Genomic DNA, 23,955 nt, shown 5'->3' with positions numbered 1-23,955 from the left:
GACCCGAGAGGCCACCGACGACGATTAGTCGATCGTCGTTCCCGGATCGTCTCCCTCGAGAAACGCCGACAGGCCGTCGCGTCCAAAAATCGTCGCGTTCGAGTCAAGGTCGAGCAAGGCTCGGACTTTCGCCGCCATCCCGCCGCTCACGTCCGTCGCCTCGCTCTCACCCAGCACGTCGGCGACGTCTTCGTACTCGTCGATCCGGTCGATGACCGCATCGGCGTCGTCGAGAACGCCAGGGACTGCCGAACAGAGGCCGACGCGGTCGGCCCCGAGGCTCGCTGCCAACTCGACGACGAGTTCGTCCCCGCTCACGACGGTGACGCCCTCACCCGCGTGCGCGACGAGGTCCCCGTGGAGCACGGGAACGAACCCCTCCGAAAGCAGCGTCTCGATCTGGCCAGCCGGAAACGTGAGTTCACCACGTTCGGACCGATGACCGGCCGAAAACGGGTGGACCGGAACGGCGGGGACGTCCCGGTCGAGCAGACGTCGGAGGACGAACTGATTGAGCGTCGTCATCGCCCCGTGAATCGCGTGGACGGCGTCGACATCGTGACTCCCATCTGTCGTGCTCACGCCGAACTCACTGGCGTGGTGGTGGCCGAAACTCCCGCCCCCGTGGACGACGACCAGGTCGTCGATATCGCCAGCCGAGATCGCGTCGGCGATCGCGTCCGCCGTGTGATCGAGCGCCGCGCCGTCGATCGTCTCCGCCCGATCTTTCTCCGTGACGACGCTCCCGCCGAGTTTCAGGACGACCGTCATTCGAGGCGGCGCACCCCCTCGTCGGCCAGTTCCGCGCGGAACACGTCCTCACACCCGGGTAAGTACCGCAACGCCGTCTCCGTCTCCGGCGTCGGGTCCAGTGCAACGATGCAGCCACCCCCGCCGGCACCCGTCAGCTTCGCGCCCAACGCACCGGCCTCGCGTGCCGCCCACACCATCGAATCGAGCGAGCGGCCGGAGACGCCCAGCGCAGACAGCAGTCCGTGGTTGAAATCCATCAACCGCCCGAGTTCCGCGACGTCACCGTCGGCCAACGCCGTCTCACCCTGCCGTACGATGTCGCCGATCGATGCGACCGTGTCCGCCGCGAACGAGTACTCGTCGCGAAGCTGTCGAACACCTGCGACGAGTGCACCGGTATCCCCAGCGCCGCCGTCGAACCCGATCACGAGCGGGAGGTCGGGTGCATCGATCGCCCGACAGTCGGAGCCTTCGACGCGAACGGCTCCGCCAGTCGCCGAACAGAACGTGTCCGCTCGCGAGGCCTGACCCTCCTGCACCGCGAGTTCGGTCTGATACGCGCGCTCGGCGAGTTCCGCCGTGGAGAGTTCGACGCCGAGTGCACGCGTCGCCGCGTCGACCGCGGCGACGACGACTGCCGCGGACGACCCCAGACCCGCCCCCAGTGGGATATCGCTCTCGATCGTCACGTCGAATCCGGCGTCGGGCTCGCCGGTCACCTCGCGGACCTGCGCAATCGCCTCGTCGACGTATCCCATCGCGGCGTCGACGAGCGACTCGGCGACGTCGATATCGGGTTTTCCGTCGGTCGAGCCCGCGTACTCGACGGTAAAGCCATCTAGACTGAGATCGTCGGAGTGGACACGCAACGTCGCATCGTCGCGCGGCTCGACGCCGACCCGGGCCCGCCGCTCGATCGCGCACGGGACCGCCGGTTCGCCGTAAACGACCGCATGCTCACCGAAGAGGTAAATCTTCCCGGGAGCGCTCGAACGAGTCATTGGCGGTGGATTAGCCCGACCCGGCTTAATTGCTGTCTTCTCGGGCGGCGATCGACAGCAGGTCGGCCATTGTCGAATCGCTCGCCAACCGTTACAGGACGACGACGGTGAGAAGCTTGTACACGAATCCGAGCGCGAAGACTCCAGCCAGCGCGGCTGCTGCCAGTGCGACGACCGGCGGAATGGCTTCCTCGTCGAACTCGTACAGGAAATCGCTCATACGCCACAGTCGAGCCGTTCGACAGGTAACTCTTTCTGTCGAGTTCGGTCGCATCGAGGACGTCACGCGGTCGTCGGAGGGTGCCGCCGCTCATCGGCGTGAAAACGTCTGAAAGGACAATACCGAACCTACACCATGCTCTCGAAGTCCTCGAGCGCGTAGGACGGCTCCGCGCCGCGGCGGTCGAGGACCTCGTTCGCGAGCAGCCAGTAGACGACCGAGAGGGCCTTGCGACCCTTGTTGTTCGTCGGGACGACGAGGTCGACGTTACCGGTCTGGTTGTTCGAGTCACACATCGCAATGACCGGAATCCCGACCGTGATGGCCTCCTTGACGGCCTGCGCGTCGCCGATCGGGTCCGTGACGACGAGCACGTCGGGTTCGATGTAGCCATCGTACTTCGGGTTGGTCAGCGTCCCGGGGATAAACCGGCCCGTTCGGGCGCGTGCGCCGACGGCCTCGGCGAACTTCTCGGCCGGGAATCGGCCGTACTGACGGGACGAGGTGACCAGGATCTGCTCCGGCTCGTAGTTCTCGAGGAAGTCCGCAGCCGTGCGAATCCGGCCGTCGGTCATCGAGACGTCGAGGACGTACAGACCGTCGGTTCGGACGCGGTGGATGAACCGCTCCATGTCCGACGTCTTCTGCTGGGTACCAATGTGAACACCGGCGCCCAGATAGTCCTCGACCGGGATGAGCAGGTCGACGTCCTCGTCGCTCATGACGTCGTCGTCGAGCGTGGGGCCGTCGTCTGCCTCCTCGGTATCGGGTTCGTCCGCAGCGTCGTCTGCGGCGGGCTGTGCGTCGTCGGCCTCGGTGACCTCCTCGGATTCGGCGGCGGGGCCAGCCCCCTCGGCTGGCTCCTCGTCGATCTCCTCCTCGGCGGCGTCGAGGCCCTCCTGTGATGTATCGTTCTCTGTCATATCGCGTCGTCCTCGATTCGGATGAGTTCGTTCAGCTTGGCGGTTCGCTCGCCGCCGACGGCGCCGGTCTTGATGAAGGCGGCGTCGGTCGCGACGGCGAGGTGTGCGATGGTCGTGTCTTCGGTCTCGCCCGAACGGTGGGAAACGACGGCCTCGTAGCCGTGTTCGGTCGCGAGTTCGATCGCGTCGAACGCGTCCGAGAGCGTGCCGATCTGATTCGGCTTGATCAGGATAGAGTTGGCCGCACCCCGATCGATCCCCTCACGCAGGCGATCGACGTTCGTCACGAAGAGGTCGTCGCCGCAGACGAGCGTCTGGTCTCCAACTCGGTCGGTGAGATCCGCGTAGGCCTCGTAGTCGTCCTCGTCGAGTGGGTCCTCGACGTAGACGAGGTCGTACTCGGAGACGAGGTCGGCGACGTACGCGATCTGCTCGTCGGTCGAGCGCGTTCTGTCGCTGTAGACGTACTCGCCCGCGTCGGCGTCGTAGAGTTCCGCAGCAGCGACGTCGAGGCCGATGCCGACTTCGAAGCCGACCTCGTTCTCGACGCGGTTCACTGCCTCGTCGACGACTTCGAACGCCTCGGCGTCCGTGATCGACGGCGCCCACGCACCCTCGTCGCCCTTCCCCGCAGGCTCGCCGCGTTCGTCCAGAATGTCCGCCACTGCGGCGTGGACCGCCGCGTTTGCGAACACTGCGTCCTGAACGCTCGGCGCCCCGACGGGTGCGGCGAGGAACTCTTGAATGTCGGTCGCGTCGGCGGCGTGTTCGCCACCGCCGACGACGTTCCCGAGCGGCGTGGGGAACGTCTCCCCGCGGAACGTCCCGCCCAGATGTTGAAACAGCGGTGCACCCAGCACGTCCGCTCCGGCCTTCGCAGCCGCCATCGAGATGGCGACCGCGCTGTTGGCGCCGAGCTCGGAGAAGGTATCGGTGCCGTCTGCCGCACGCAAGATCGCGTCGACCTCACGCTGGTTGCCGGCGTAGGCCTCACCGACGAGCCGGGGGACGGCCCGTTCACGAGCCGCGGCGATGGCTTCTCCGGTGGGTCGCTCGACGGCCTCGTACTCGCCCGTACTCGCGCCGGACGGGGCCGCAGCGCGACCGAACCCACCGCTTTCCGTGACGACGTCGGCCTCGACCGTCGGGTTGCCCCGGGAGTCGAGTATCTCGCGCAGCCGGACGTCGGTGATCAGCGTCATGACGATGCCTGCCCTCGATTGACCGTGAACGGGAGCACACCTTCGTCGTACTCCTCGGCCGCGATGAGGATCGGCTCCGTTCGGTCGGTCTCGATCAGCACGGGGGCGCCGTAGGATACCTGCAGCGCTCGCGCGCCGAGGATCCGGGCCTTCTCGTACCGGTTGTAGCGTTCCTGTTGCATGGTTACTGGTACGGCGAGACGACGTCCACGAGGTCGGTGTGCGAAACGAGCATCCGCCGGCAGCAGAACCGGTCGACGCCGAGGTCGTCCAGGACTTCGGCGGGATCCTCGTCACCCTCGCGGGCGCGTTCTTCGAATTCTTCCCAGTGTTCAGCGACAACCGTGCCGCACGTGAAACACCGGACCGGGACCATCATACTTGTCTCACCTCAGCGGTAGGATTTCTGGTAGCGAGCCCGCGCACCGGGGCCGCCCCACTTCTTCGATTCGGACTGGCGAACGTCGTTGACCAGCAGCGAGCGATCGAACGACATGAACGCATCGCGCAGTTCGGCGTCGTTCGTGTGCTGGACGATCCCGCGAGCAATGGCGGTGCGGACGGCGTCTGCCTGGCCGCTGATTCCACCGCCTTCGACGCGAACGTCGATGTCGACGCCGTCGCGGAGTTCGTCGCCCGCGATGCGGAACGGCTCCAGCATCTTGAGACGGGACATCTCCGGTTCGACCAGTTCGACTGGCTGTGCGTTGACCCTGACACGACCCTCGCCGTCGCTGACGGTCGCTCGTGCCACGGCTGTCTTCTTCTTCCCACTCGTGTTCGTTACCATGTGACGGAAGCACCCAGTTGTTCGGCGACCTCGCCCAGATGGACGAAGCGGATGTTCGACAGGCGATCCAGCGACGTGTCTTCGAGGACCGTCGCCTCGTGGTCGTCGTCACCCTCGTAGGGATTACCGACGTAGATGCGGACGTTCGAGAACGCCTCACGCCCACGGGACTTCTTGTACGGGAGCATGCCACGGACGGACCGCTTGAAGATCATGTCCGGCCGTTTCGGGTAGTTCGGGCCGCGGTCGGAACCGAGCTGCGCTCGGGTCCGGTAGGTCTCGAACACGTCTTCTTTGTCGCCCGTGATGACGGCATCTTCGGCGTTGACGACGGCGACCCGTTCGCCATCAAGTGCGCGCTGGGCAACCTCGCTCGCGACGCGACCGAGAATGCAGTCCCGAGCGTCGACGACGACATCGGCGTCGAATTCGGCGAGACTCATGCGATCACCCGCACGTTCGATCCCTCTGGATTCTCTTCGAGCAGTTGCTCGATCGGTACGTACTCGCCGACCTGATCGATCTTCGTCGCAGCCGACGACGACGCGTCGACGGCGGCGACGGTGACGTTCTTTCGCAGTCGACCGCTTCCCAGCACCTTGCCGGGAACGATGACTGTCTCTTCTTCACGCGCGTATCGCTCGATACGGCCCAGATTCACCTCTGCGTGGTTCGAACGGGGCTTCTCGAGCCGATCGGCGATGTCGCGCCAGACGTCGGCGTCTCGCGAACGAGACGTCGACTTCAGCTCGGCGATGAGGTCTGTAAGCCTCGGATTGGTCTTCGTACTCATTGATATCCTCCGATAATCGGTGTCAGTCGCTGACGAGCGGAACTCGCCCAGAAGTGATGCAGGGAGCAGGATTTGAACCTGCGGACTCCTACGAGACAGCGCCCTGAACGCTGCGCCGTTGGCCTGACTTGGCTATCCCTGCGTGCACTTCCGTCTACCCGCCGCCCCTTCAAACCGCTTTCGATCCGGTCGGATCCGTCGCCGGCCTCGTAGCTCGTGGCGCCGGCCTGTTTCGGGTTCGAAGGGTGATGACGGGTCATTGGTCTCTCTTATAGCTGTACGGCGTCTTCCAGTTCGGCTGCGCGGTCGTCGATCGAGTCGACGGCGCGCGTCACGAGCTCCTCCACGGCAAACGATCCGTCCGTCTCCACGTGGAAGACGAAGGCGTTCGGAACGTCTTCGACGGTCACGTCTTTCCCCGGATACCGCTCGGTCAGATCGTGCCCGAACTCGCTGGTCGGGATCAATTCGCCATCGTCTTCGATGACGCCGCGAACGATCTGGCTCTCCTCCTCTTCGAATTCGGGAAGATCTCCGTCGACAGTCACGCGCTGGAGGTGGCGGTACCCGACGGCAACGCCGCCCTGGTGTTTGGCGTGGTTCTTGCCGTGATCGTAGACCGCTTCGGCCTCGGCCTCGAGGCGCTGATCGTCCTTCAGCTGGATGATCGGGACGTTCTCGTCGGCCGGCTTCACCAGGTCGGGTTCGCTCGAGACGAGGTCGCCCGAGTAGGCGGTGGCCGGCCCCTCGACGTCGATCGAGAGCGTGACCACGTCGTCATCGCCGAACTCCTCTGGCGTCGGCGTCGTCAGGGGGACGAGTCCGAGGCGAAGCCCCAGTTGCTCGTCGAACATGACCGAGGAGTTCTCGATGAACCGGACGGTGTCGATCGCCAGGGTCGGCACGTCGGCGACCATCGCGCGGCGGATGCCGTTGGCGAACGCGGGTGTAATCCCACGGACGAGGATCCGCGCCTCCCGTTCGGTGCGTTCGACGAACTCGACGTCGTAGTCGGATGCCATGGATCTAGAATCCGCCCTTGCCTTTCGGTGCGCGCGATCCGTCGTGCGGGATCGGCGTGACGTCCTCGATGCGACCGATCTCGATACCGGAGCGGGCGAGCGCGCGGATCGTCGCCTGCGCACCGGGACCGGGGGACTTCTGCAGGTTGCCGCCGGGCCCGCGAACGCGGACGTGGAGACCGGTGATACCCGCAGCCTTGACCTCCTCGGCGACGCCCTCGGCCATCTGCATGGCTGCGTAGGGTGACGCCTCGTCGCGGTTCTGCTTGACCGCAGTCCCGCCGGAGGACTTCGCGATCGTCTCCGCGCCCGTGAGGTCGGTCACGGTCATGATGGTGTTGTTGAACGATGCGTGCACGTGGGCGACCCCCCACTTGTCGTCGTCCTGACTCATATTATTGACCCTCCGCACGTTCCGGGTGCAGTTCGTCCGCCAGCGGGCTGGTCTCGTCGAACGCCACGTCGTCCTCCTCGTCGACGTCGACGACGTACGACGGGACGCGTGTGCGCCGGTCACCGATCCGGACGTGGCCGTGGATAATGAACTGGCGCGCCTGCTGTGGCGTGTTCGCCAGTCCCTTGCGGTAGACGACCGTCTGGAGTCGGCGTTCGAGGACATCCTCGATCTCGAGCCCGAGGACGTCACCGAGGCCTTCCGCTTCGTCGAGAATGCCAACTCGCTTGAGTCGGCCGAGGAACTCTTCGGAGCGTCGCTGGACCGTCGCGTCGCCCTGGGCCTGTCCGAGCAGGTCCCGGGACTCGCGTCGGTACGAACGAAGTTCCGACTGCGCTCGCCAGAGTTCTTCTTTGTTAGCGAGGCCGTAGCGGTCGAGCAGCGAGTGCTCGTTCGCGATGCGCTCGCCCTGGTAGGGATGGTTCGGCGTCTCGTACTGCTTAGTATCGGTGCCGAGCGGCATTATTCGTCATCCTCCTCGGCGGCCTCTTCGGCCTGCTCTTCGCGGATCTCCTCGACGTTGACGCCGATGGTCCCTTCGGTACGACCGGTGGACTTCGTTCGCTGTCCGCGGACCTTCTGGCCGCGCTTGTGGCGGGCGCCCTTGTAGGAGTCGATCATCTTCATCCGGTTGATGTCCTGCTGGCGGGTGAGACCGAGATCGTTGCCGACGATATGTTCCGTCTCGCCCGTGTAGAAGTCGCCCGGACGGTTGTTCAACCAGTCGGGGAGGTCGTCTCCGAGTGATTCGACGAGTGAAACGATGTCGTCGATCGTGTCTTGCTCGAGTGTACCGAACGTCGCCGTTCGGTCGACAGCAGCTTCGCTCGCGACGAGTCGGGCCGTCCGTCGGCCGATCCCGTCGAGTCCGGTCAGCGCGCGTTCGACGGACTTCGTGCCGTCTAAGTCTGTCTGACCGATTCGAACGAAGTACTGAATGTCTTCGTCGTCTTCGGGTTCTTGCGGTGTTTCCTCGCTCATGTATCGTGTGTCTGTGTCTGGCTGAGAGGACCGTCTGCCGGCCTCCCAGAGCGTTCTGTGGTACGGACGTCGTGGCGGGGATTCGAACCCCGGAGGCTTGACGCCACATGGTTAGCAACCATGCGCCTTGGGCCTGCTTGGCTACCACGACCCGGTATCTATCGTCGCCCGTGTGGACTCGGGGGACCGACCCCCTGCAGCGTATCGTACCCGGAAATACATCCCGTCGGGTACATAAGGGCAACGAAACGTCGGGACCGCGACCGACCACCTCACGATGGACGACTTCCCCGGAGCGACCGGCCGTGGTGACCCGATAGCGAAGATCCGGTATCTCGCGACCTCAGACGTCCCTGAACACGTCACCGGTGCGGGAACGTACCGAGCTAACACCGGTCCCCAGCGCGACCGTCACGAAGAGAATAGATAGGACGAGCGCGACCAATGCGCCAACCGAGCCGACCGAGCCGACCGAGAGGAAGACCAGATACCCGACCGACGCGGGAACGAGTCCGGCCAGGGCCGATGTACTGATTCGAACGACCTCCAGCCGCTTCGTTTGGGAGTCCCGCCCGAGTTGGCGACCGATGTCGCGGGCCGTATGAGCGAAGTCCCACGCCAACACCACCGCGAGAGAACCGACGAGTGCCCCACCCATCGAGGCGGTTCGACTCGTTCCGTGAACGAGTGCGAGAAAGAGAATAACCGATCCCAGATCGAGCGCGACGCTCCCACCACGTCTGACAGCCCAGACGAGTAATCCGAAGCCCGCAACGGCGATCGCGGCCGATTCGATCGAGCCGAGCCCGGCAACCACGACGCCGACGAGTCCCGCCCCCAGTGCACAACTCCCGGCAACGGTCGACGGTCGGCTGTTCCGAGCGGTCACGAGCGATCACCGTCGGACGACCCGGCCACGGCGTGCAACGACCGTTCCGGCGAACCGGTTCGAGCGTCGTTCGGTTCCGCTGGTTCGTTCCCGGTCTGGGTACTCGATTCGCGCTCCGAACCGTCAGTTCCCTGGGTCAGGTCACCGGTCCGGCACCCGACCGTCGCCACGTCCCCGGCGAGCGCCCCTTCGATGGTCTCATCGGCGTCCCACTGGATCACCGGAATCCCGTTTCGCTGCAGGTCGAACCGACGAAGAAGACGGGAGACACGCGCGAGACGGTGGCTCACCGTCGCGGTCGCCGTTGCATCCGGACTCAGGACGGAGACGGCGTACCCACTCGCCTCGATCCGGCGCGCGATCTCCACGCTAACGCCATCGGAAAGCGGCGAGATGAAGAGCACTTGTACGTTCGAGGACAGACGCCGCCGCAGCTGGCGGAGTTGGGTCCGCCACCGGGTCGCGCCGGTCGGGACCGTCGGTGAGAACTGGGGATGACCCGACAACGCGGCCGCGAGCCGACGCTCGTGAGCACGCCCGGTGTGGGGTGCGATCCAGCACTCGCCGGCCGACGAATCGGTCGCCCCCGTCCGGACGGCGGGACCGATCGCTGCGAGACCGACGTGGTGGCCCTCTTCGAGCAATGTCGGGGCCAGCCGACTACAGGCCGTTACTGCCCGATCGACGGCGTGAAGCGCACCCGCTTCGTGTGCAACGTACGCTGGCGTTCGAGCGTCGACGAGGAGGAGAACGGAGCCAGCGTACTCCTCCTCGAATTCTAATGTCGCGAGTTCGCCCGTTCGCGCTCGGCGGTTCCAATCGATGCGATTGAGTGGGTCACCTCGGCGGTACTCGCGGACCGAGTGAAACGCCGTCCCGTCGCCGCTGTCGTCGGTCGTGAAACTCGACCCGAAGGTCCCGGCTACTCGTCGCAGTGCCGGGTCGTGTGACAGCGGTGTCGAGAGCGGTTCGGTAACGAGGACCGACTCCGACGGCACGTACGTCGCCCGCTCTTCGGACTGGAAGAGGTCGCGCGTCACCGCGAGGCCTGGATCAAATTCGTGGCTGCCACGGCTCGCTTTCAATGTGTACTCGAACGAGACCGACTCGCCGGCGCCGAGGGCCGTCCCGATACGCGCCGACCCCGCGACGACCGAGAGCGCTGCCGGGACACCGTCGACGTATCGAAGGTCGAACAGCGTCGACGTCGAAGTGTTCTCGATGGTGACGGTCACCTCGACGTGCTCGCCCGGCTCCGGGTCCGTCGGTTCGACCGTTCGAGAGACTGCGATATCCGGCTTCGGCGCCTGCGTGATCGAAGCCACTCCGGCGAACGCGACGGCCACCGCGCCCAGCATGACGACCGCCGGTTCCCGGACGTAGAGGCCGACCGTGACGGGAAGCAGCGCGACGAGTCCGATACCGTTCCAGTAGGCGGTCTGATGGTAATCGACTTCGGTCAGCGTCTCGACGGGTCGGTCGGTCGTCCGAACGTCGGTTCTCTCGGCCGACGGTTCGATGCGATCCGGAGCGCCCCGTTCCACGGTCGACCCGCGAGCCTCGTCACTGATACGGGACACTTCCGCCGCGGTCCGCTCGATCGCAATAGCGTACCGAGATCTGGTCTCGATCAGACGGGTTACGCGATTGCGGAGTGCAGCCGTCGGAACGAACGAGGTGTACCTGAGCAACCGCGTTCGAAGTCCTCCCTCCGGATACGGCACGGAACGGGTCGGGGAAAGCAATCCGGCAGCGAACGGGTCGTCGGTCCAGGTACCATCGTGGAGTAGCGCCGTCGCATCGGCCTTCGTCAGTCCGCGAAACCGAGTGAGAACGGCGATGGCCAGCCCGTAGAGGCCGGTCGCGGCGCGTCGACCTGGCTGCCCCGCACCAGTCGTTCGTTCGTGGAACTCGCCGATCGCATCTTCGAGGTTCGTTCCCGGAATCGGAACCGGTCGACCCCGTTCGACGGCGGGCAGATCGAATCGACGCTGCGTGCCGCGCCGTTTGACGACGGACCAGACCGCCACCATCGCGGCAAGCGTCCCCACGAGTAACAGGATGGCGACCGACACGTCGCCAGGGACACCACCCAGGAGGATGGTAAGCCCGACACCGAACCAGGCAACCGCGACGGCTGCGGCGACGGTCGTGCGAGCTCGCATCACGAATCGACCTCGCTCTCGTCGTCAACCGCATACGTGGATTCGATCCGCCGAAGGATGTCGATCGCCTGCTCCTCGCGGGCGTGCGTTACCTCCTCCGTTCCGTAGCGGACAGCCTCGAACAGTTCGGTCAGGTCCGAGACGTCGGCCCGTTCCAGCCCGACTTCGACGGCAGCCGCCTCGAATTCCCGGGGTGTCGTCGTCTGCGGTGACTCGACCGGCAGGAGTGTCGTCATCTCTTTCCAGGCGCGATAAATCTCGTTTTCCGTATCCTGCTGCGAGGCAGATTCGATCTGTGTCGCCGCACGGCCCGCAGCCGCCCCGACCGCTGCCGCGGATACGTCGCCGTCGAGGGGTGACCGGTTGGCCGTCACCTCGTTCGACGGAGTTCCTTTCGAACGCAGATAGAGTACCAGCCCCACGAAGACCACAAAGAAACCGCCGAGCGTAGTGACGACGAGCGTCGCCGCGTTTACGTTCCCGCCCGAGTTGCTCGTCGGACCGGTAAGTTCGGCACCCGTCCAACTGGTCCCTTCGGTCGGAAACCCTGGCCCAGCCCCTATCACGTGGAACAGCGTGTATATACCAAGGATAAGGGTTGCCCCGAGCACGACCCCGACCACGGTCAGGAGGTTTTCCATCGGTTCGTCGATAATGTGAAGCACTACCAATCCCGCCAGGAGCGTTGCCACAACGAGAAACAACACCTGGACGAAAGGCGGCATTTCGGGGATTGCGATCGCATCGACCGCTCCGGACTGGGTGCTCACCGGCCCGCTGCCACTCTCACCGGAGAGATCCACCGGCGAGTCGAGAATAGCCGCCACGAGAGCGACCGCAGCGATCCCGAGAACCGTGAGGCTCCCCTTGAACACGGCGTCGAATCGCATGATAGTCCCAGCCACATTCCAGACCGCCTAAAGTCCTTCTATCGGTTGACAGGAGATGCCGGGTGCGGGACTCCTTCCCGATCACTCGGCCGAGTGAGCGAGTCGACGTCCGTGTCGTTCACTTCCTACTCGGAGCAGTCCGTCCATGTACTCGCCGTCCAATAGAACCCGAATCACACCCATGTCACGAAACGCCGAACCATCCCTACCAGGGCGAGCGCATCGCGAACGAGCACTCGCTGCTCGACCGAGTCGACGATTTCGACCATCCACAGCGTCTCGGCTCGGTTAGCATCGGTCACCCTCGGAGAGTAACCGGTCGTCAGTCGCCTCGAGTGTGCCCCAGTACCGGGACGATCGTACATCTCGTGACCCGTTCCAGTCCGGCGCCGGCGAGCGTCGTCACTCAACCGAGAATGAAGGTCCTTTTCGTCATCATCGGGAGACAGAAGGAGCGGAGAGCGTTCAAAACGGCGAACCATCCCACGTCGCTGAAGACAACTCATTTGGCTGGAGGTGGTGGCCACCCTATGGGCACGACAGCCGAGCTCGTGATACCGGCTCCCGAGTTCGCTCTCGCTCGATCACTGGATCGCGTGCCGTCACTCGAGGTTCGGATCGAGCCGGTCGTCGCGTCGGCTACCGACTCGATCATGCCACACGTCGGCTTTCGTGCAGATCGGGAGTCACTCGCGACCCTCGACGACCACCTCGAGGCTGACCCGACGGTCGTCGGATTCAAACGGCTCGCAAACGGTGACGACGAACGCCGGTATCTGATCCAGTGGGCCGATTCGGTGATCGAGACGGTGAACCGGCTCACTGCTACCAAGGCGGCGATCCTCGACGCCTTCGGCACCGGCGCGCAGTGGCACCTGCGTGTGCTCGTCCCCGAACGCGACGTACTGTCGGCGACCTACGACGCGGCGACCGAAGCGGGCCTCACCATCGATGTCGCCAGAGTGCACGAGCTCGAGCTGACCGAACGAAGTCGATACGGCTTGACGGACGCCCAGTACGAGACGCTCGTCACGGCACTCGCCGCCGGCTACTACGAGATCCCGCGAAACGTCGACATGGAAGGGCTCGCCGCCGAACTCGATATCTCCCACCAGGCCCTCTCCGAGCGGCTCCGTCGAGCGCATCGACGGCTCGTCACCGAATCGCTCGACGTCGATCGGTCGCCAAGCGAGTGACGTGTTGAGGTGTTTCCAGACACGCCACGATGGTCCCACCACAGCCACCAGTTCGGCACAACACCTACACGGGCGGACGGCGGTGCTAGCCTATGGAAGACGAGATGCTCACAGACGGCCGGACGCTCGTCGAGTTGATCGAATCTGAGGGCTGGGAGGTAACCGATCTCGAACTCACCGCGTACGAGAGCCCCTGGGCGGACGAAGACGATCCCGAAGCGTCGGTGACGATCTCCGCCAGAAAGCCGTACGCCGAGGAAAACGTCGACGGCGAGAATGGCGCCTCGAGCGACGACGACAGTCCGTTCAAGATCGGGTGATGGGGCGGATGGTCGATCCGACCGTCAGCGGCCGACTCGACGTAATCGACCGACTCACCCCTTGATGTTACAGACGGGAAAGGTTCGTGCGACCTTGTCGCCGATGCCGAGCGCGTCGGAGACGCGGACGACCTCGTCGACGTCCTTGTAGACGCCCGGCGCTTCCTCGGCGACCGTGGCGCCGGACTGGGCCTTGACGTAGATCTGGTGGTCGGCCTCGAGTTCCTCCTGGACGTCGCCGCCCCAGTACTCGTCTTTGGCCTGCGTCCGACTCATGAGACGGCCAGCCCCGTGCGCCGTCGAGCCGAACGTGAGGTCCATCGACGCCTCGCCGCCACGGAGGACGTAACTGCCCGCCCCCATGCTCCCCGGGATGATGACGGGCTGACCGACGTCACGGTACGCTGCGGGCACCTCGGGATGGCCCGCCGGGAAGGCTCGCGTGGCTCCTTTCCGGTGTACGTAGAGTTCGCGTTCGGTCTCATCGGCTCGCGGATCGGCGCCGCTCGCGACGTCCGCGGAGTGCGCTGCCGCGCCGATCGTGTGCGTCTCCTTCTTCGCGATGTTGTGTGCGACGTCGTACAACAGCTCCATCTCCATATCCTGCCACGACCGGTCGAACACCCGCTCGAAGACTTCTCGGGAACGGTGCATGATCAGTTGCCGGTTGACCCACGCGAAGTTGATCGCCGCGTTCATCGCCGCGTAGTACTCCTCGGCGAGCTGTGAGCCGGCCGGCGCCGCCGCGAGTTCCTTGTCCGGGAGTTGATTGAGCAATCCCTGGTGGTGTTGCTCGATCTTCCGGAGGTAGTCGTTACACGTCTGGTGACCCAGTCCGCGCGAGCCGCAGTGGATGAGGACGACGATCTGGTCCTCTGTCAGCCCGAACGCCGCACCCACCTCGTCGTCGAAGACGTCGGTGACCCGCTGAACCTCGAGGAAGTGATTCCCCGACCCGAGCGAGCCGATCTGATTCTTCCCGCGATCCTTCGCCTTCTGGGACACTGCTGCGGGATCGGCCTCCTCGCGGACGCCCTCGTCTTCACAGTGGCGCAGATCGTCTTCGACGGCGTAGTCGTGCTCCAGTGCCCAGTCGACGCCGCGCGCGAGGATCTCGTCGATGGTGTCGATCCCCGCCTCGACGATCCCGCCACCGCCGAGACCGGACGGCACGTTCGCGAACAGGGAATCGACGAGCTCGCGTTCGTGCCCCTGGACGTCGTCGTAGGTGAGGTTCGTCGTCATCATTCGGACGCCACAGTTGATGTCGTAGCCGACCGCTCCGGGCGAGATACACCCGTTTTCAGCGTCCATCGCGCCCACACCACCTACCGGGAAGCCGTAGCCCTGGTGCCCGTCAGGCATGCAAATCGCGTAGTCGGTGATCCCCGGCAGGTGCGTCGTGTTCCGCAGTTGTTCTAGTGTCTTGTCGTCGCTGATCTCGTCGAGGAGCGACTCGCTCGCGAGCACACGCGCGGGAACCCGCATCTCACCGTCCTGTGGGATCTCCCAGACGTACTCGCGGACCTGCTCTAAGGTCACGCCGTTCGCGTCGTACGTAGTCATACCCGAACGTCCGGTTGCCCTCCTAAAAGGCGTTGGCACCTGGGTTCCGATTTCCGATACTGGCCACGGAAGCTATTGTCACTGGCACATCACACGTCGAAGACGACGTAAGCCTCCCAGCCAGCTGCCGTCTCTTCTATGCGCATATCGGCGTAGGTAACCGCCTTGACCTCTCTGGCATCGATCTCGTCGAGGGGGATTCCTCGAGCACGCCCCTCGAGTTCCCACCCACCAGCTCGCTCGGCAATCGAAACCTCGTGGTCGACCGGAAGGACGAGTTCGACATCACGCACGTAGATGAGTTCGTCGAGGTACTCGAAGAGCAGGGCCTCCAGCGACTCGGCCGAGACAGTGATATCGAGTTGCTCCCCCGAATCGACCAGTTCGTCACAACTCGCGGCCGCGAGCCCGTCGGCCGTCGCTTCGAAGACAGCCGACAGCGTCCGTCCGGTCGCCGCGACGGCGACGTCGGCCGTGTGGGGCCGAAGCTCGTAGGGCATAGCCGGTCCTTCAGGGCCCGCCACGGTATGTGCATCGATTCGCAACACCCGCTGCCGGCAGAATTATATTGACGACGATGGTATCCACTGACAGTGAGCGTCAACGTCGATAGCCGTGTCGTCCCCGCGGGCAGCGACGAGTACGTCGAAGACGCCTGGGAACTCAAAGAGCGGATCCGCGAGCGCGAGAACGTACTGAAACAACGCTGGGACTTTTTCTCCGACGCCTACCGTCGATCGACCGTCCACTGTATCGTCCACGAACACGACGGCGAGTCGCTCGTCGGGTTCGTGACGGTCCGACGCGACGGCTACATCCTCTTTCTCGGTGTCGATCCCGACTGTCAGGGGCGAGGAATCGGCAAGCGGCTCGTCTCGGCGGTCGCGACAGACCACCGGTCGGTGACGTGTCACGCCCGGACGACCAACGAAAACGCCCTGCAGTTTTACGAACACCTCGGCTTCGAGATCACCCGGCGCATCGAGAATTACTACGAAGACGGCGGCGACGCCTACTATCTCAAACTCTCGTCAGACGCGGGACTGACGGATCGACTCTCCGAGTTCGTCACGCGCTGAACGGAGAAGTGGGCAGTGGAAAAACGAGTCTGGATCGCCTGCCGAGCACGCCGAATCGCCGATACCCGACCGATGCACGCCAAGACTGCCCGAATCGAGGCGGGACTCGCCGTTCCGTCGGCGGCGTCGCCTCCAATACAGTTATACGCCACCGCGAGCGAGTGAGTGGCGAATGGAGGAGCGAACGCGAGCGTACCTTCGCGGCCGGTTCAGGGATTACTACCGGCGGGCCGAGATTACGCCGCCGCCCGCCCCCGAGTCCCGTGAGTGGGGGTACATCCCCTGGACGACCGGCCCCGACACGCGGATGATTCGACATCGATCCGTCCTCGACATCGGGGACATCGAGACCTTTCTGGAGCGCGAGCGCCCGCGACACGTCTACTACTCCGCCGGACTGTACGAGGACCCAGGTGCCAATTCCATGGACGAGAAGGGATGGCAGCGATCGGATCTCGTCTTCGACCTTGACGCCGACCACCTCCCAGGGGTCACCCTCGGCGAGGATTCCTACGCCGAGATGCTCGCCACGTGCAAGGATGCCCTCCGTCGCCTCCTCGACTTCCTCGAAGACGACTTCGGGTTCGAGAACATGGAGATCGTCTTCTCCGGCGGTCGCGGGTATCACGTCCACGTCAGAGACGAGCGGATCCGCCACCTCGAACGCGAACACCGTCGCGAAATCGTCGATTACGTCCGCGGTATCGGCCTCGAGTTCGACCACCTCATCGAGACGGAGACCGTCGCGGGAATGGGGCGGGAAACGCCGACCGAGCGTCGCATCCTGCGAACCAGCGGCGGCTGGGGAGAACGACTGCACGATCGCTTCGTTTCCTTCCTCGACGACCTGCTGGCGATGGACGAGGAAGCTGCTCTCGAACGACTCCAGTCGTTCGACGGGATCGGGGAAGGAAAGGCGACGGCCGCGTTGAACGCGGCGACGAACAACCGGGCGGCGATCGAGGCCGGGAACGTCACGGTCCACACCGCGATCGCCCAGCTCGCCCAGCGCTTCGCCGAGCGAACGGTCGAGGCGGAGAACGCACCCATCGACGAGCCGGTGACGACGGACACCAACCGGCTCATCAGGCTCCCCGGGAGCCTCCACGGCGGCAGCTCACTCGCGGTGCGGCGGATCGATCGCGCGGACCTCACCGACTTCGACCCGCTCGTCGACGCCGTCCCCGAGACGTTCACCGGCCACGAGATCCGGGTGACGGTCGACCGCGGCGGCCCCGTCGAACTCGGTGGCGACACCTTTACAGTCACGGAAGGTGAGCAGTCAGTACCAGAGCACGTTGCCATGTTCCTCATGGCGCGTGGCCGCGCAGAGAAGGAAAAAGAGACCGGCGCCTGATCGGCCGCCGACCACACCCACCGCAGTATGAATCTGGAGGAACTACGCTCAGTCCGGAACACGGAACGCCAGAAAGACAGCCTTCAGGAGCTGCGGCCATCGTTCTACCAGGAAGTCGGCGAGTACATCGAGGCGTTAGAACACGAACGGGATCAGGTCGCCGCCGAACACGAGAATCCGTTCGCCGCACCGGAAGTGACTCGACTCACGGACGAGATCGAGACGTCGAAAGACGTCGCCGAAGCCATCTACGAACGCCGAATGGGGAAACTCGTCAAACAGGCGAGTCTCGCCGCCGCCGGGATGACGGCCGACTCGGACGGGCTCACCAGCGAGGAAGCGACGCTGTTCGACGACCTCGTCGACCGGATCGAGACGAACAAAGAGGAGATACTCTCCGTTCTCGAGGGAGCCGAGACGACCGTCGCGGACAACCCCGCCATCGATGCCGGCGAGCGCGACACCGCGTCACAGGCGGAGCCGACGAAGTCGGATCCGGATTCGGCGAATCCGCCGGTGCCGCCGGCCGACGAACCGCCCGCCGATTCCGGTCCGAATGATGGGGCGGCGGACGACGCGTTCGACGCCGCCGAGGCGATGGGGGCGGCCTCGCCGAGTACCGAATCGACGCCAGCCGAGCCCAGTGATCGATCGACAGACGAGGCGTCGGACGACTCGGACGCCGATGCGTCCGCGCCATCCCCTCCTGCAACAGACAAAGACTCGGCCGTCGACAGAGTGACGGTCCAGATCACGGCTGACGTCGGCTCCATCCTCGGCGTCGACGACCGCGAGTACACCCTCGCGAGCGACGACGTCGTAACCCTCCCCGAGGCCAACGCGGACCCGCTGATCGAGCGCGACGCGGCGAAACCGCTCGAGTGATCGGGTGGACCGCCGTCAGAAGAGTTTGACTGGTTTTCCACTGAGTGGCGACCGAGGACTGGACCGCCGGGACCGACACCACTACGTCGGGGCCGGCCAAACGCGCATCCATGCTCGACGTTGGCACCGACGCACCCACGTTCGAACTCGAGAATCAACACGGCGAGACGGTCTCGCTCGACTCGTTCGCCGGACAGCCGGTCGTCGTCTACTTCTACCCGCGCGCGAACACCGAGGGCTGTACGGTCGAAGCCTGCGAATTCCGCGACGCCCGACCGCAACTCGAGGATCACGACGCAGTTGTCCTCGGGATCAGTGACGATCCGGTCTCCGACCTGGCCGAGTTCGCCGACGACTACGACCTGGACTTCCACCTCCTCTCGGACGAGGATGGCAGCGTTTCCGCGGCCTACGATTCCTACGGTGAGAAGAACATGTTCGGGAACACGTTCGACGGCGTCTTCCGAAATACCTACGTCCTGGACGGCGACGGCACGATCGTCGCCGCCTACGAGGGCGTCGATCCCGAGGGCCACGCGGACGAAGTTCTCGCGGAGTTGTAACCCGTCGACCTCAAGCCGAGCGGTTCGCTCGCAGTCGGAGACAAAAAGTCGGCAACGGCAGGATGCGGTCAGAAACTGCCCCACGGACAGTGCGCGTGTTCCGACGGGGGAGCCCGCGAGATGCGGGTTTTCGGTGGGGATTGTATCGGATTCCACGCGACCCGTGAGTGCGAGAACCCGATAAAGGTCCTACTGGAAGGTCCGACCGAGCTGGTCTCCTTCTGCCGCAGCTGGTTCGGCCGAGTCGAACTGCTCTTCGATCTCCTCGTAGCGCTCTCTGGTCTCGGTCGTCACGCTCGGCGAGACCTCCGCGAGTGCGTGCTCGAAGTGCTCCTTCGAGATACGGACGTTTCCGAGCGTGTCGTCCATCTCGTCGGGGTCGACCGAGTTGATGAACTCGCGAGTCGCCGCCATCGACGCCTCTCGCGTGACGGCCTCGATGTCGGCACCGACGTAGCCCTCGGTCTCGGCCGCGAGCCAGTCGAGATCGATCGCGTCGGCGAGCGGTTTGTGTTCCGTGTGGACCGCGAAGATCTTCCGGCGGGCCGCCTCGTCCGGAACGGGGACGTGGATGTGGCGGTCGAGTCGCCCGGGGCGGAGTAACGCCGAGTCGATCAGGTCCGGCCGATTGGTCGTCGCGATGACGACGACGTCCTCAAGCTCTTCGAGGCCATCGAGTTCGGTCAGCAACTGGCTAACCATCCGCTCGGAGACGCCCGAGTCACCGGAGTTACGCCCGCGTTCGCCCGCGATCGAGTCGATCTCGTCGAAGAAGATCACGGTCGGGGCGTTCGAGCGAGCCTTCTCGAAGACCTCGCGGATGCCCTTCTCGGACTCGCCGACGAACTTGTTCAAGAGTTCGGGGCCCTTGACCGAGATGAAGTTCGATTGGGATTCGTTGGCGACGGCCTTCGCGAGCAGGGTCTTTCCGGTCCCCGGTGGCCCGTACATGAGGACGCCCTTCGGCGCCTGCATGTCCATCTCGGCGAACACCTCGGGGTAGTCGAGCGGCCACTGGATCGTCTCGCGAAGCCGCTCTTCGGTCGCTTCGAGGCCACCGACGTCGTCCCAGGTGACGTCCGGCACCTCGACGAAAACCTCGCGGAGGGCGGAGGGCTGGATGCCCTTGAGCGCCTCCTTGAAATCGACTTCCTTCACCTGGAGCGTTTCGAGGACCTCGGCGTCGATCTCCTCTTCCTCCAGATCGAGTTCGGGCCGGATGCGTCGCAGGGCGTTCATCGCCGCCTCGCGGGCGAGCGTCGCCAGGTCGGCACCGACGAAGCCGTGCGTGTTCTCGGCGTACTGGTCGAGGTCGATCGAATCGACCAGCGGCATGCCGCGCGTGTGGACCTGCAAGATCTCGGTGCGGCCTTCCTTGTCCGGGACGCCGATCTCGATCTCGCGGTCGAAGCGACCCCCGCGACGAAGCGCGGGGTCGATGGCGTCGACGCGGTTGGTCGCGGCGATGACGGTGACCCGGCCGCGCTCTTCGAGCCCGTCCATCAGCGAGAGGAGCTGGGCGACGACGCGGCGTTCGACGTCCCCGCTCGTCTCTTCGCGCTTCGAGGCGATCGAGTCGATCTCGTCGATGAAGACGATCGCCGGCGCATTCTCCTCGGCTTCCTCGAACACCTCGCGCAGTTGCTCTTCGGACTCGCCGTAGTACTTGGACATGATCTCCGGCCCGGAGATCGTCTCGAAGTGGGCGTCGATCTCGTTGGCGACGGCCTTCGCCATCAGCGTCTTCCCCGTGCCCGGCGGGCCGTGTAAGAGGACGCCTTTCGGCGGCTCGATGCCGAGTTGCTGGAACAGTTCGGGGTGGCGCATCGGCAGTTCGATCATCTCACGAACCTGATCCAGTTCGCCCTCGAGTCCGCCGATGTCCTCGTAGGTCACGTCGGGGACGCCCTCAGTGGCACCACCGCGGCTCGAGATCTGCTCGGCCGGCTTCTCGGAGATCTGGATCGACGTCGAGTCGGTGATCACGACCGTCCCGGACGGCGCCGTCTCGGCGATCTTCAGTGGGACCGACTGGCCGGAGCCGGCCATGGGGCCGAACGAGAACGAAAACGGGACGGTCTGGCCCTCGGTGACCGCCTGGCCGCTCAGCTTGTCGCGGACGAGCGGGCCGATGTCGCCGCGGATCCGGAGATTCTGCGGCAGGGCGACGGTAACCGACGTTGCCGGGTTGACGTCGGCCGCCTCGACGGCGATGCTGTCGTCGATCCCGACACCCGCTTCCTGGCGAAGCCGGCCGTCGATACGGATGATCCCCCTCCCTTCGTCTTCGGGGTAGCCGGGCCAGACGCGGGCGACGGATCGCCCCTCGCCGTTACCCTGGATGAGGATGTAGTCGCCGTTCTCCAGGCCAATCTCGCGCATCGACGCGCGATCGATCGCAGCGAGTCCACGACCGGCGTCCTTCTGCTTTAACGGTTTGACGGTAAGTTTCATCGGGTACCCTCCAGTTCGATGCTGAGCACGCCGTTTTTCATAAACGTGTCCGCTACCGTCCCCTCCCGGGGAAGATCGATTTCGTGTTGGCGGCCGTCGAGAACCACGATAGCCGTGCCATCGACGACGTCGACGGCGGGTTCGGCCGACGCGTCGGCGAGGTCCGCGACCACGACCGACGAGTCGTCGTACTCGTACGTCCGCACCATGGCCGACTGCGCGCCGGCGGTGTCTGCGATAGTCATGTGTTACTAACCCCAAGTAAGCATCGCTGATATATAAATCTTCCCCCAACACCCCCACCACATCCCCCGAAATCGAAATAGAACGCTGTTCGCGGTTCACAATCCAACAGGCACCGGCACTTATAGGTCCGGTCGTGGAAGGATGGGTATGGAAACGGTCACTCACCACGACCGGGTGACGGCCTACCGTCACGTCGATCGACGGGATGAGCCCGACCGATCCGACGCAGCCGGGTGCTGTTTCGTCCACGGAAGTGGCGCGACGGGTCGCGTCTGGAACGGTCAGCTCCCCCTCGCGAGGGACCGCCCCATCACCACGCTGGACCTGAGCGGCCACGGCGACTCCGAGGATATCGAGGCGCGGGCCGGCTACCAGACGCTTACGGCCTACGCAGACGACGTCCTCGCCGTCCTCGAATCGACCGGCGATCGCGTCCTGATCGGTAACTCCCTGGGCGGAGCAGTTGCCCAGCACCTGCTGATAGAGCGGGACGTGGACGTCGATGCAGCCGTCCTGACCGGTACCGGAGCGCGACTGGGAGTGCTCGAAGACCTGCTCGACTGGCTCGACAACGACTTCGAGCGGGCGAACGAGTTCCTCCACGAACCGGGCCGACTCTTCCTCGACCCCGATCCGGACGTCCGGGAGCGCTCGAGTGAAACCATGGCCGAAACCGGCTCCACCGTCACCTATCGGGACTTCCTCACTTCCCACCGGTTCGACGTGCGCGATCGGCTCGGCGAAATCTCCGTCCCCACACTGGTCGTATACGGGAGCGGAGACCAGTTGACGCCACCCTGGTTCCACGAGTACCTCGCCGACGAGATTCCGGAGACGACCCTGGTCGAGATCGACGACGCGGCACACCTGGCGATGGTCGAGCAGCCAGCTGCGTTCAACGAAGCGCTCACATCTTTTCTCACGGACGAAATCGACGGATAGGGAGCGCGAATAGAATAGGCCTCCAGGAGCAGAAATCGGACTGGACGACCGGCGTGTCAGTACAGTTCGTCGAGGTCGGCTTGTTCGTGACTGTGTTCCTCGGCCGGGAACGACTCGGATTCGACCGCCTCGACGAAGTCGGACACTGCCGACTCCATCTCCCCTTTGACGTCGCCGAACTGTTTCGCGAACGACGGAGACCACTCGCTCATACCGACCGCGTCGTGGAAGACGAGCACTTGGCCGTCACAGTCCGGGCCGGCACCGATCCCGATCGTCGGGATATCGATGGCGTCGGTCACCTCGGCCGCGACGTTCGAGGGGACGTGTTCCAGAACGAGTGAGAACGCGCCAGCGTCCTCGTGTTCCCGCGCGAGTTGGAGAATGCGCTCTGCGCTCTCTTGATCCGTTCCCTGGCGCGGATAGCCGCCGTACTGGTTGACGTGCTGGGGCGTCAACCCGAGGTGGGCCATCACCGGGATCCCGAGTTCCACGAGCCGCCGGGTGAGGTCGACCGTATGTGGGCCACACTCCAGCTTGACCGCGTCCGCACCCTCTTCCTGGAGCATCCGACCGGCGTTCTCGATCGCCGTCGCCTCGTCCGCGCCGTAGGAGAGGAAGGGCATGTCAGCGACGACCATCGCCTCCTCGGTCGCCCGGGTCACGGCCCCGACGTGATGGGCCATGGCGTCGACGTCGACGGGAACGGTCGTCTCGTAGCCCAGCGCCGCGTTGGCGACGCTGTCGCCGACGAGGATCACGTCGACGTCGGCCTCGTCGACGATCGCCGCCGTCGGAGCGTCGTAGGCCGTCAACATGGTAATCGGCTCGGTCCCCGCTTTCGCTCGCAGGTCGCGGACGGACGTCATAGCTGAGCCTTCGACTCGACCGGGTAAATTCCACCGGTTGGAGGCCATCGTGCCGGTTTCTGTCCGTCCTTCTGGTGCCCCCACGACGGTGTGACGTCGACTTTAAGGTCTCCCCCACGAGAGAGCCGATCGTGCCAGAACCCGTCGAAACGAGTTCACCCGACGGCCTCGATTACGGCTGGGTGATGCAGATGACGTTCGTCCTGACGATCGTCGTCGGTGCCCCGATCGTCGCGATCCTCTCGCTCCCTGCCGACCTGCCGACGTGGGGCGACCGCGTCGAGTTCGCTATCCGCGTCGGTGCCATCGTCTGGCTCGTCACGTCGCTCCTCGTCTTCGCGTACGCGAAACGGACCACCGAGACGTCCGGTCCGTGAGGCGATCTCCGGAGCTAC

30 protein-coding genes and 2 tRNA genes are annotated in these 23,955 nt (G+C 64.9%); 8 read left to right on the top strand and 24 right to left on the bottom strand.

Annotated features, from left to right (window positions below; all coding sequences use genetic code 11):
* Nucleotides 1-24 precede the first annotated feature (24 nt).
* The 19 genes from C479_RS15610 to C479_RS15525 all read right to left on the bottom strand — a co-directional run bounded on the left by C479_RS15610 (nucleotide 25) and on the right by C479_RS15525 (nucleotide 12,083).
* Nucleotides 25-771 (bottom strand): isopentenyl phosphate kinase, encoded by a 747-nt coding sequence (locus tag C479_RS15610; RefSeq protein ID WP_007704772.1) that lies wholly within the window; start codon nucleotides 769-771, stop codon nucleotides 25-27.
* Entirely contained in the window at nucleotides 768-1,754 is a 987-nt protein-coding gene (gene mvk / locus C479_RS15605) for a mevalonate kinase (RefSeq protein WP_007704769.1), read from the bottom strand. Before mvk ends, C479_RS15610 begins: the two co-directional genes overlap by 4 nt.
* 91 nt (nucleotides 1,755-1,845) lie before the next feature.
* Nucleotides 1,846-1,974, bottom strand: coding sequence for a hypothetical protein (locus C479_RS16960; RefSeq protein ID WP_275039669.1), 129 nt, complete (start codon nucleotides 1,972-1,974; stop codon nucleotides 1,846-1,848).
* A gap of 128 nt (nucleotides 1,975-2,102) precedes the next feature.
* Nucleotides 2,103-2,897 (bottom strand): 30S ribosomal protein S2, encoded by a 795-nt coding sequence (rpsB, locus tag C479_RS15600; protein ID WP_007704768.1) that lies wholly within the window; start codon nucleotides 2,895-2,897, stop codon nucleotides 2,103-2,105.
* Nucleotides 2,894-4,099 carry a phosphopyruvate hydratase gene (gene eno, locus C479_RS15595; protein WP_007704765.1) on the bottom strand — a complete coding sequence of 402 codons (1,206 nt, stop codon included), beginning with the start codon at nucleotides 4,097-4,099 and terminating at the stop codon, nucleotides 2,894-2,896. Before eno ends, rpsB begins: the two co-directional genes overlap by 4 nt.
* Nucleotides 4,096-4,281: a DNA-directed RNA polymerase subunit K gene (locus C479_RS15590; RefSeq protein ID WP_007704762.1), complete on the bottom strand. Its 186-nt coding sequence runs from the start codon at nucleotides 4,279-4,281 to the stop codon at nucleotides 4,096-4,098. The genes eno and C479_RS15590 overlap by 4 nt, the downstream gene beginning before the upstream one ends.
* Before the next feature lie 2 nt (nucleotides 4,282-4,283).
* Nucleotides 4,284-4,478, bottom strand: a complete 195-nt coding sequence (locus C479_RS15585) for a DNA-directed RNA polymerase subunit N (protein ID WP_007704759.1) — start codon at nucleotides 4,476-4,478, stop codon at nucleotides 4,284-4,286.
* Nucleotides 4,479-4,490: 12 nt separating this feature from the next.
* Nucleotides 4,491-4,889 carry a 30S ribosomal protein S9 gene (locus C479_RS15580; RefSeq protein ID WP_007704756.1) on the bottom strand — a complete coding sequence of 133 codons (399 nt, stop codon included), beginning with the start codon at nucleotides 4,887-4,889 and terminating at the stop codon, nucleotides 4,491-4,493.
* Nucleotides 4,883-5,332, bottom strand: a complete 450-nt coding sequence (locus tag C479_RS15575; RefSeq protein WP_007704747.1) for a 50S ribosomal protein L13 — start codon at nucleotides 5,330-5,332, stop codon at nucleotides 4,883-4,885. Before C479_RS15575 ends, C479_RS15580 begins: the two co-directional genes overlap by 7 nt.
* Nucleotides 5,329-5,682 (bottom strand): 50S ribosomal protein L18e, encoded by a 354-nt coding sequence (locus C479_RS15570; protein ID WP_007704745.1) that lies wholly within the window; start codon nucleotides 5,680-5,682, stop codon nucleotides 5,329-5,331. The genes C479_RS15575 and C479_RS15570 overlap by 4 nt, the downstream gene beginning before the upstream one ends.
* 57 nt (nucleotides 5,683-5,739) lie before the next feature.
* Nucleotides 5,740-5,824: transfer RNA gene (locus tag C479_RS15565), tRNA-Leu, on the bottom strand.
* Between the two features lie 127 nt (nucleotides 5,825-5,951).
* On the bottom strand, nucleotides 5,952-6,704 hold the full coding sequence (locus tag C479_RS15560; protein ID WP_007704744.1) for a DNA-directed RNA polymerase subunit D: 753 nt from the start codon (nucleotides 6,702-6,704) through the stop codon (nucleotides 5,952-5,954).
* A 4-nt stretch (nucleotides 6,705-6,708) separates the two neighbouring features.
* A complete protein-coding gene (locus C479_RS15555; protein WP_007704742.1) occupies nucleotides 6,709-7,098 on the bottom strand; it encodes a 30S ribosomal protein S11 in 390 nt (129 codons plus the stop codon).
* Nucleotide 7,099: 1 nt separating this feature from the next.
* Nucleotides 7,100-7,621, bottom strand: a complete 522-nt coding sequence (locus C479_RS15550) for a 30S ribosomal protein S4 (protein ID WP_007704739.1) — start codon at nucleotides 7,619-7,621, stop codon at nucleotides 7,100-7,102.
* The gene (locus C479_RS15545) at nucleotides 7,621-8,139 is read right to left on the bottom strand and encodes a 30S ribosomal protein S13 (protein WP_007704736.1); all 519 of its coding nucleotides are present in this window, start codon (nucleotides 8,137-8,139) and stop codon (nucleotides 7,621-7,623) included. Before C479_RS15545 ends, C479_RS15550 begins: the two co-directional genes overlap by 1 nt.
* A gap of 67 nt (nucleotides 8,140-8,206) precedes the next feature.
* Nucleotides 8,207-8,290 (bottom strand) — tRNA-Ser (locus C479_RS15540).
* 192 nt (nucleotides 8,291-8,482) lie between these two features.
* Entirely contained in the window at nucleotides 8,483-9,028 is a 546-nt protein-coding gene (locus C479_RS15535; protein WP_007704734.1) for a DUF7519 family protein, read from the bottom strand.
* Nucleotides 9,025-11,193: a DUF58 domain-containing protein gene (locus C479_RS15530; protein WP_007704731.1), complete on the bottom strand. Its 2,169-nt coding sequence runs from the start codon at nucleotides 11,191-11,193 to the stop codon at nucleotides 9,025-9,027. Before C479_RS15530 ends, C479_RS15535 begins: the two co-directional genes overlap by 4 nt.
* Entirely contained in the window at nucleotides 11,193-12,083 is an 891-nt protein-coding gene (locus tag C479_RS15525; protein ID WP_007704728.1) for a DUF4129 domain-containing protein, read from the bottom strand. The genes C479_RS15530 and C479_RS15525 overlap by 1 nt, the downstream gene beginning before the upstream one ends.
* Before the next feature lie 530 nt (nucleotides 12,084-12,613).
* Between C479_RS15525 and C479_RS15520 the strand changes: the two genes are divergently transcribed.
* A complete protein-coding gene (locus tag C479_RS15520; protein WP_007704726.1) occupies nucleotides 12,614-13,279 on the top strand; it encodes a helix-turn-helix domain-containing protein in 666 nt (221 codons plus the stop codon).
* Nucleotides 13,280-13,371: 92 nt separating this feature from the next.
* Nucleotides 13,372-13,599, top strand: a complete 228-nt coding sequence (locus tag C479_RS15515; protein ID WP_007704724.1) for a hypothetical protein — start codon at nucleotides 13,372-13,374, stop codon at nucleotides 13,597-13,599.
* Nucleotides 13,600-13,653: 54 nt separating this feature from the next.
* Here the strand turns inward: C479_RS15515 and C479_RS15510 are convergent, their stop codons facing one another.
* Together C479_RS15510 and C479_RS15505 are read right to left on the bottom strand one after the other, a co-directional pair.
* Nucleotides 13,654-15,165, bottom strand: coding sequence for an RtcB family protein (locus C479_RS15510; RefSeq protein ID WP_007704722.1), 1,512 nt, complete (start codon nucleotides 15,163-15,165; stop codon nucleotides 13,654-13,656).
* Nucleotides 15,166-15,254: 89 nt separating this feature from the next.
* Nucleotides 15,255-15,665 carry an archease gene (locus C479_RS15505; RefSeq protein ID WP_007704720.1) on the bottom strand — a complete coding sequence of 137 codons (411 nt, stop codon included), beginning with the start codon at nucleotides 15,663-15,665 and terminating at the stop codon, nucleotides 15,255-15,257.
* Between the two features lie 93 nt (nucleotides 15,666-15,758).
* Here C479_RS15505 and C479_RS15500 point away from each other — a divergent pair, with 93 nt between their 5' ends.
* The 4 genes from C479_RS15500 (at nucleotide 15,759) to bcp (ending at nucleotide 19,049) form a co-directional block, all read left to right on the top strand.
* Nucleotides 15,759-16,244: a GNAT family N-acetyltransferase gene (locus C479_RS15500; protein WP_007704718.1), complete on the top strand. Its 486-nt coding sequence runs from the start codon at nucleotides 15,759-15,761 to the stop codon at nucleotides 16,242-16,244.
* Nucleotides 16,245-16,416: 172 nt separating this feature from the next.
* Nucleotides 16,417-17,601, top strand: a complete 1,185-nt coding sequence (priS, locus tag C479_RS15495; protein ID WP_007704715.1) for a DNA primase small subunit PriS — start codon at nucleotides 16,417-16,419, stop codon at nucleotides 17,599-17,601.
* Between the two features lie 27 nt (nucleotides 17,602-17,628).
* Complete coding sequence (locus C479_RS15490; protein ID WP_007704712.1) at nucleotides 17,629-18,486, top strand: hypothetical protein; 858 nt, start codon at nucleotides 17,629-17,631, stop codon at nucleotides 18,484-18,486.
* Between the two features lie 110 nt (nucleotides 18,487-18,596).
* The gene (gene bcp / locus C479_RS15485) at nucleotides 18,597-19,049 is read left to right on the top strand and encodes a thioredoxin-dependent thiol peroxidase (RefSeq protein ID WP_049907457.1); all 453 of its coding nucleotides are present in this window, start codon (nucleotides 18,597-18,599) and stop codon (nucleotides 19,047-19,049) included.
* A 189-nt stretch (nucleotides 19,050-19,238) separates the two neighbouring features.
* Here bcp and C479_RS15480 read toward each other — a convergent pair whose 3' ends face one another.
* Together C479_RS15480 and C479_RS15475 are read right to left on the bottom strand one after the other, a co-directional pair.
* Nucleotides 19,239-21,503 carry a CDC48 family AAA ATPase gene (locus C479_RS15480; RefSeq protein WP_007704706.1) on the bottom strand — a complete coding sequence of 755 codons (2,265 nt, stop codon included), beginning with the start codon at nucleotides 21,501-21,503 and terminating at the stop codon, nucleotides 19,239-19,241.
* Nucleotides 21,500-21,748 (bottom strand): DUF7127 family protein, encoded by a 249-nt coding sequence (locus C479_RS15475; RefSeq protein ID WP_007704702.1) that lies wholly within the window; start codon nucleotides 21,746-21,748, stop codon nucleotides 21,500-21,502. The genes C479_RS15480 and C479_RS15475 overlap by 4 nt, the downstream gene beginning before the upstream one ends.
* A 148-nt stretch (nucleotides 21,749-21,896) precedes the next feature.
* Here C479_RS15475 and C479_RS15470 point away from each other — a divergent pair, with 148 nt between their 5' ends.
* Nucleotides 21,897-22,691, top strand: a complete 795-nt coding sequence (locus C479_RS15470; protein ID WP_007704699.1) for an alpha/beta fold hydrolase — start codon at nucleotides 21,897-21,899, stop codon at nucleotides 22,689-22,691.
* A 56-nt stretch (nucleotides 22,692-22,747) separates the two neighbouring features.
* On the opposite strand, the gene panB is transcribed toward C479_RS15470, so the two are convergent.
* Nucleotides 22,748-23,560, bottom strand: a complete 813-nt coding sequence (gene panB / locus C479_RS15465) for a 3-methyl-2-oxobutanoate hydroxymethyltransferase (RefSeq protein ID WP_007704697.1) — start codon at nucleotides 23,558-23,560, stop codon at nucleotides 22,748-22,750.
* A gap of 131 nt (nucleotides 23,561-23,691) precedes the next feature.
* Here panB and C479_RS15460 point away from each other — a divergent pair, with 131 nt between their 5' ends.
* Entirely contained in the window at nucleotides 23,692-23,937 is a 246-nt protein-coding gene (locus C479_RS15460) for a DUF5822 domain-containing protein (RefSeq protein ID WP_007704694.1), read from the top strand.
* The last annotated feature ends 18 nt before the right edge of the window (nucleotides 23,938-23,955 follow it).

The organism is Halovivax asiaticus JCM 14624, from assembly GCF_000337515.1.
GTDB lineage: Archaea > Halobacteriota > Halobacteria > Halobacteriales > Natrialbaceae > Halovivax > Halovivax asiaticus.
This window is presented reverse-complemented; position numbering and strand designations above follow the sequence as displayed.

Excerpts from the sequence above, each read along its gene's own strand:
- panB (WP_007704697.1), bottom strand. The coding sequence starts at position 23,560 with ATGACGTCCGTCCGCGACCTGCGAGCGAAAGCGGGGACCGAGCCGATT.
- C479_RS15560 (WP_007704744.1), bottom strand. The coding sequence starts at position 6,704 with ATGGCATCCGACTACGACGTCGAGTTCGTCGAACGCACCGAACGGGAG.
- C479_RS16960 (WP_275039669.1), bottom strand. The coding sequence starts at position 1,974 with ATGAGCGATTTCCTGTACGAGTTCGACGAGGAAGCCATTCCGCCGGTC.
- C479_RS15490 (WP_007704712.1), top strand. The coding sequence starts at position 17,629 with ATGAATCTGGAGGAACTACGCTCAGTCCGGAACACGGAACGCCAGAAA.
- C479_RS15570 (WP_007704745.1), bottom strand. The coding sequence starts at position 5,682 with ATGAGTACGAAGACCAATCCGAGGCTTACAGACCTCATCGCCGAGCTG.
- C479_RS15510 (WP_007704722.1), bottom strand. The coding sequence starts at position 15,165 with ATGACTACGTACGACGCGAACGGCGTGACCTTAGAGCAGGTCCGCGAG.
- C479_RS15575 (WP_007704747.1), bottom strand. The coding sequence starts at position 5,332 with ATGAGTCTCGCCGAATTCGACGCCGATGTCGTCGTCGACGCTCGGGAC.
- C479_RS15505 (WP_007704720.1), bottom strand. The coding sequence starts at position 15,665 with ATGCCCTACGAGCTTCGGCCCCACACGGCCGACGTCGCCGTCGCGGCG.
- C479_RS15585 (WP_007704759.1), bottom strand. The coding sequence starts at position 4,478 with ATGATGGTCCCGGTCCGGTGTTTCACGTGCGGCACGGTTGTCGCTGAA.
- C479_RS15550 (WP_007704739.1), bottom strand. The coding sequence starts at position 7,621 with ATGCCGCTCGGCACCGATACTAAGCAGTACGAGACGCCGAACCATCCC.
- C479_RS15480 (WP_007704706.1), bottom strand. The coding sequence starts at position 21,503 with ATGAAACTTACCGTCAAACCGTTAAAGCAGAAGGACGCCGGTCGTGGA.
- mvk (WP_007704769.1), bottom strand. The coding sequence starts at position 1,754 with ATGACTCGTTCGAGCGCTCCCGGGAAGATTTACCTCTTCGGTGAGCAT.
- C479_RS15470 (WP_007704699.1), top strand. The coding sequence starts at position 21,897 with ATGGAAACGGTCACTCACCACGACCGGGTGACGGCCTACCGTCACGTC.
- bcp (WP_049907457.1), top strand. The coding sequence starts at position 18,597 with ATGCTCGACGTTGGCACCGACGCACCCACGTTCGAACTCGAGAATCAA.
- eno (WP_007704765.1), bottom strand. The coding sequence starts at position 4,099 with ATGACGCTGATCACCGACGTCCGGCTGCGCGAGATACTCGACTCCCGG.
- rpsB (WP_007704768.1), bottom strand. The coding sequence starts at position 2,897 with ATGACAGAGAACGATACATCACAGGAGGGCCTCGACGCCGCCGAGGAG.
- C479_RS15475 (WP_007704702.1), bottom strand. The coding sequence starts at position 21,748 with ATGACTATCGCAGACACCGCCGGCGCGCAGTCGGCCATGGTGCGGACG.
- C479_RS15590 (WP_007704762.1), bottom strand. The coding sequence starts at position 4,281 with ATGCAACAGGAACGCTACAACCGGTACGAGAAGGCCCGGATCCTCGGC.
- C479_RS15520 (WP_007704726.1), top strand. The coding sequence starts at position 12,614 with ATGGGCACGACAGCCGAGCTCGTGATACCGGCTCCCGAGTTCGCTCTC.
- C479_RS15580 (WP_007704756.1), bottom strand. The coding sequence starts at position 4,889 with ATGGTAACGAACACGAGTGGGAAGAAGAAGACAGCCGTGGCACGAGCG.
- C479_RS15530 (WP_007704731.1), bottom strand. The coding sequence starts at position 11,193 with ATGCGAGCTCGCACGACCGTCGCCGCAGCCGTCGCGGTTGCCTGGTTC.
- C479_RS15525 (WP_007704728.1), bottom strand. The coding sequence starts at position 12,083 with ATGCGATTCGACGCCGTGTTCAAGGGGAGCCTCACGGTTCTCGGGATC.
- C479_RS15545 (WP_007704736.1), bottom strand. The coding sequence starts at position 8,139 with ATGAGCGAGGAAACACCGCAAGAACCCGAAGACGACGAAGACATTCAG.
- C479_RS15515 (WP_007704724.1), top strand. The coding sequence starts at position 13,372 with ATGGAAGACGAGATGCTCACAGACGGCCGGACGCTCGTCGAGTTGATC.
- C479_RS15610 (WP_007704772.1), bottom strand. The coding sequence starts at position 771 with ATGACGGTCGTCCTGAAACTCGGCGGGAGCGTCGTCACGGAGAAAGAT.
- C479_RS15555 (WP_007704742.1), bottom strand. The coding sequence starts at position 7,098 with ATGAGTCAGGACGACGACAAGTGGGGGGTCGCCCACGTGCACGCATCG.
- priS (WP_007704715.1), top strand. The coding sequence starts at position 16,417 with ATGGAGGAGCGAACGCGAGCGTACCTTCGCGGCCGGTTCAGGGATTAC.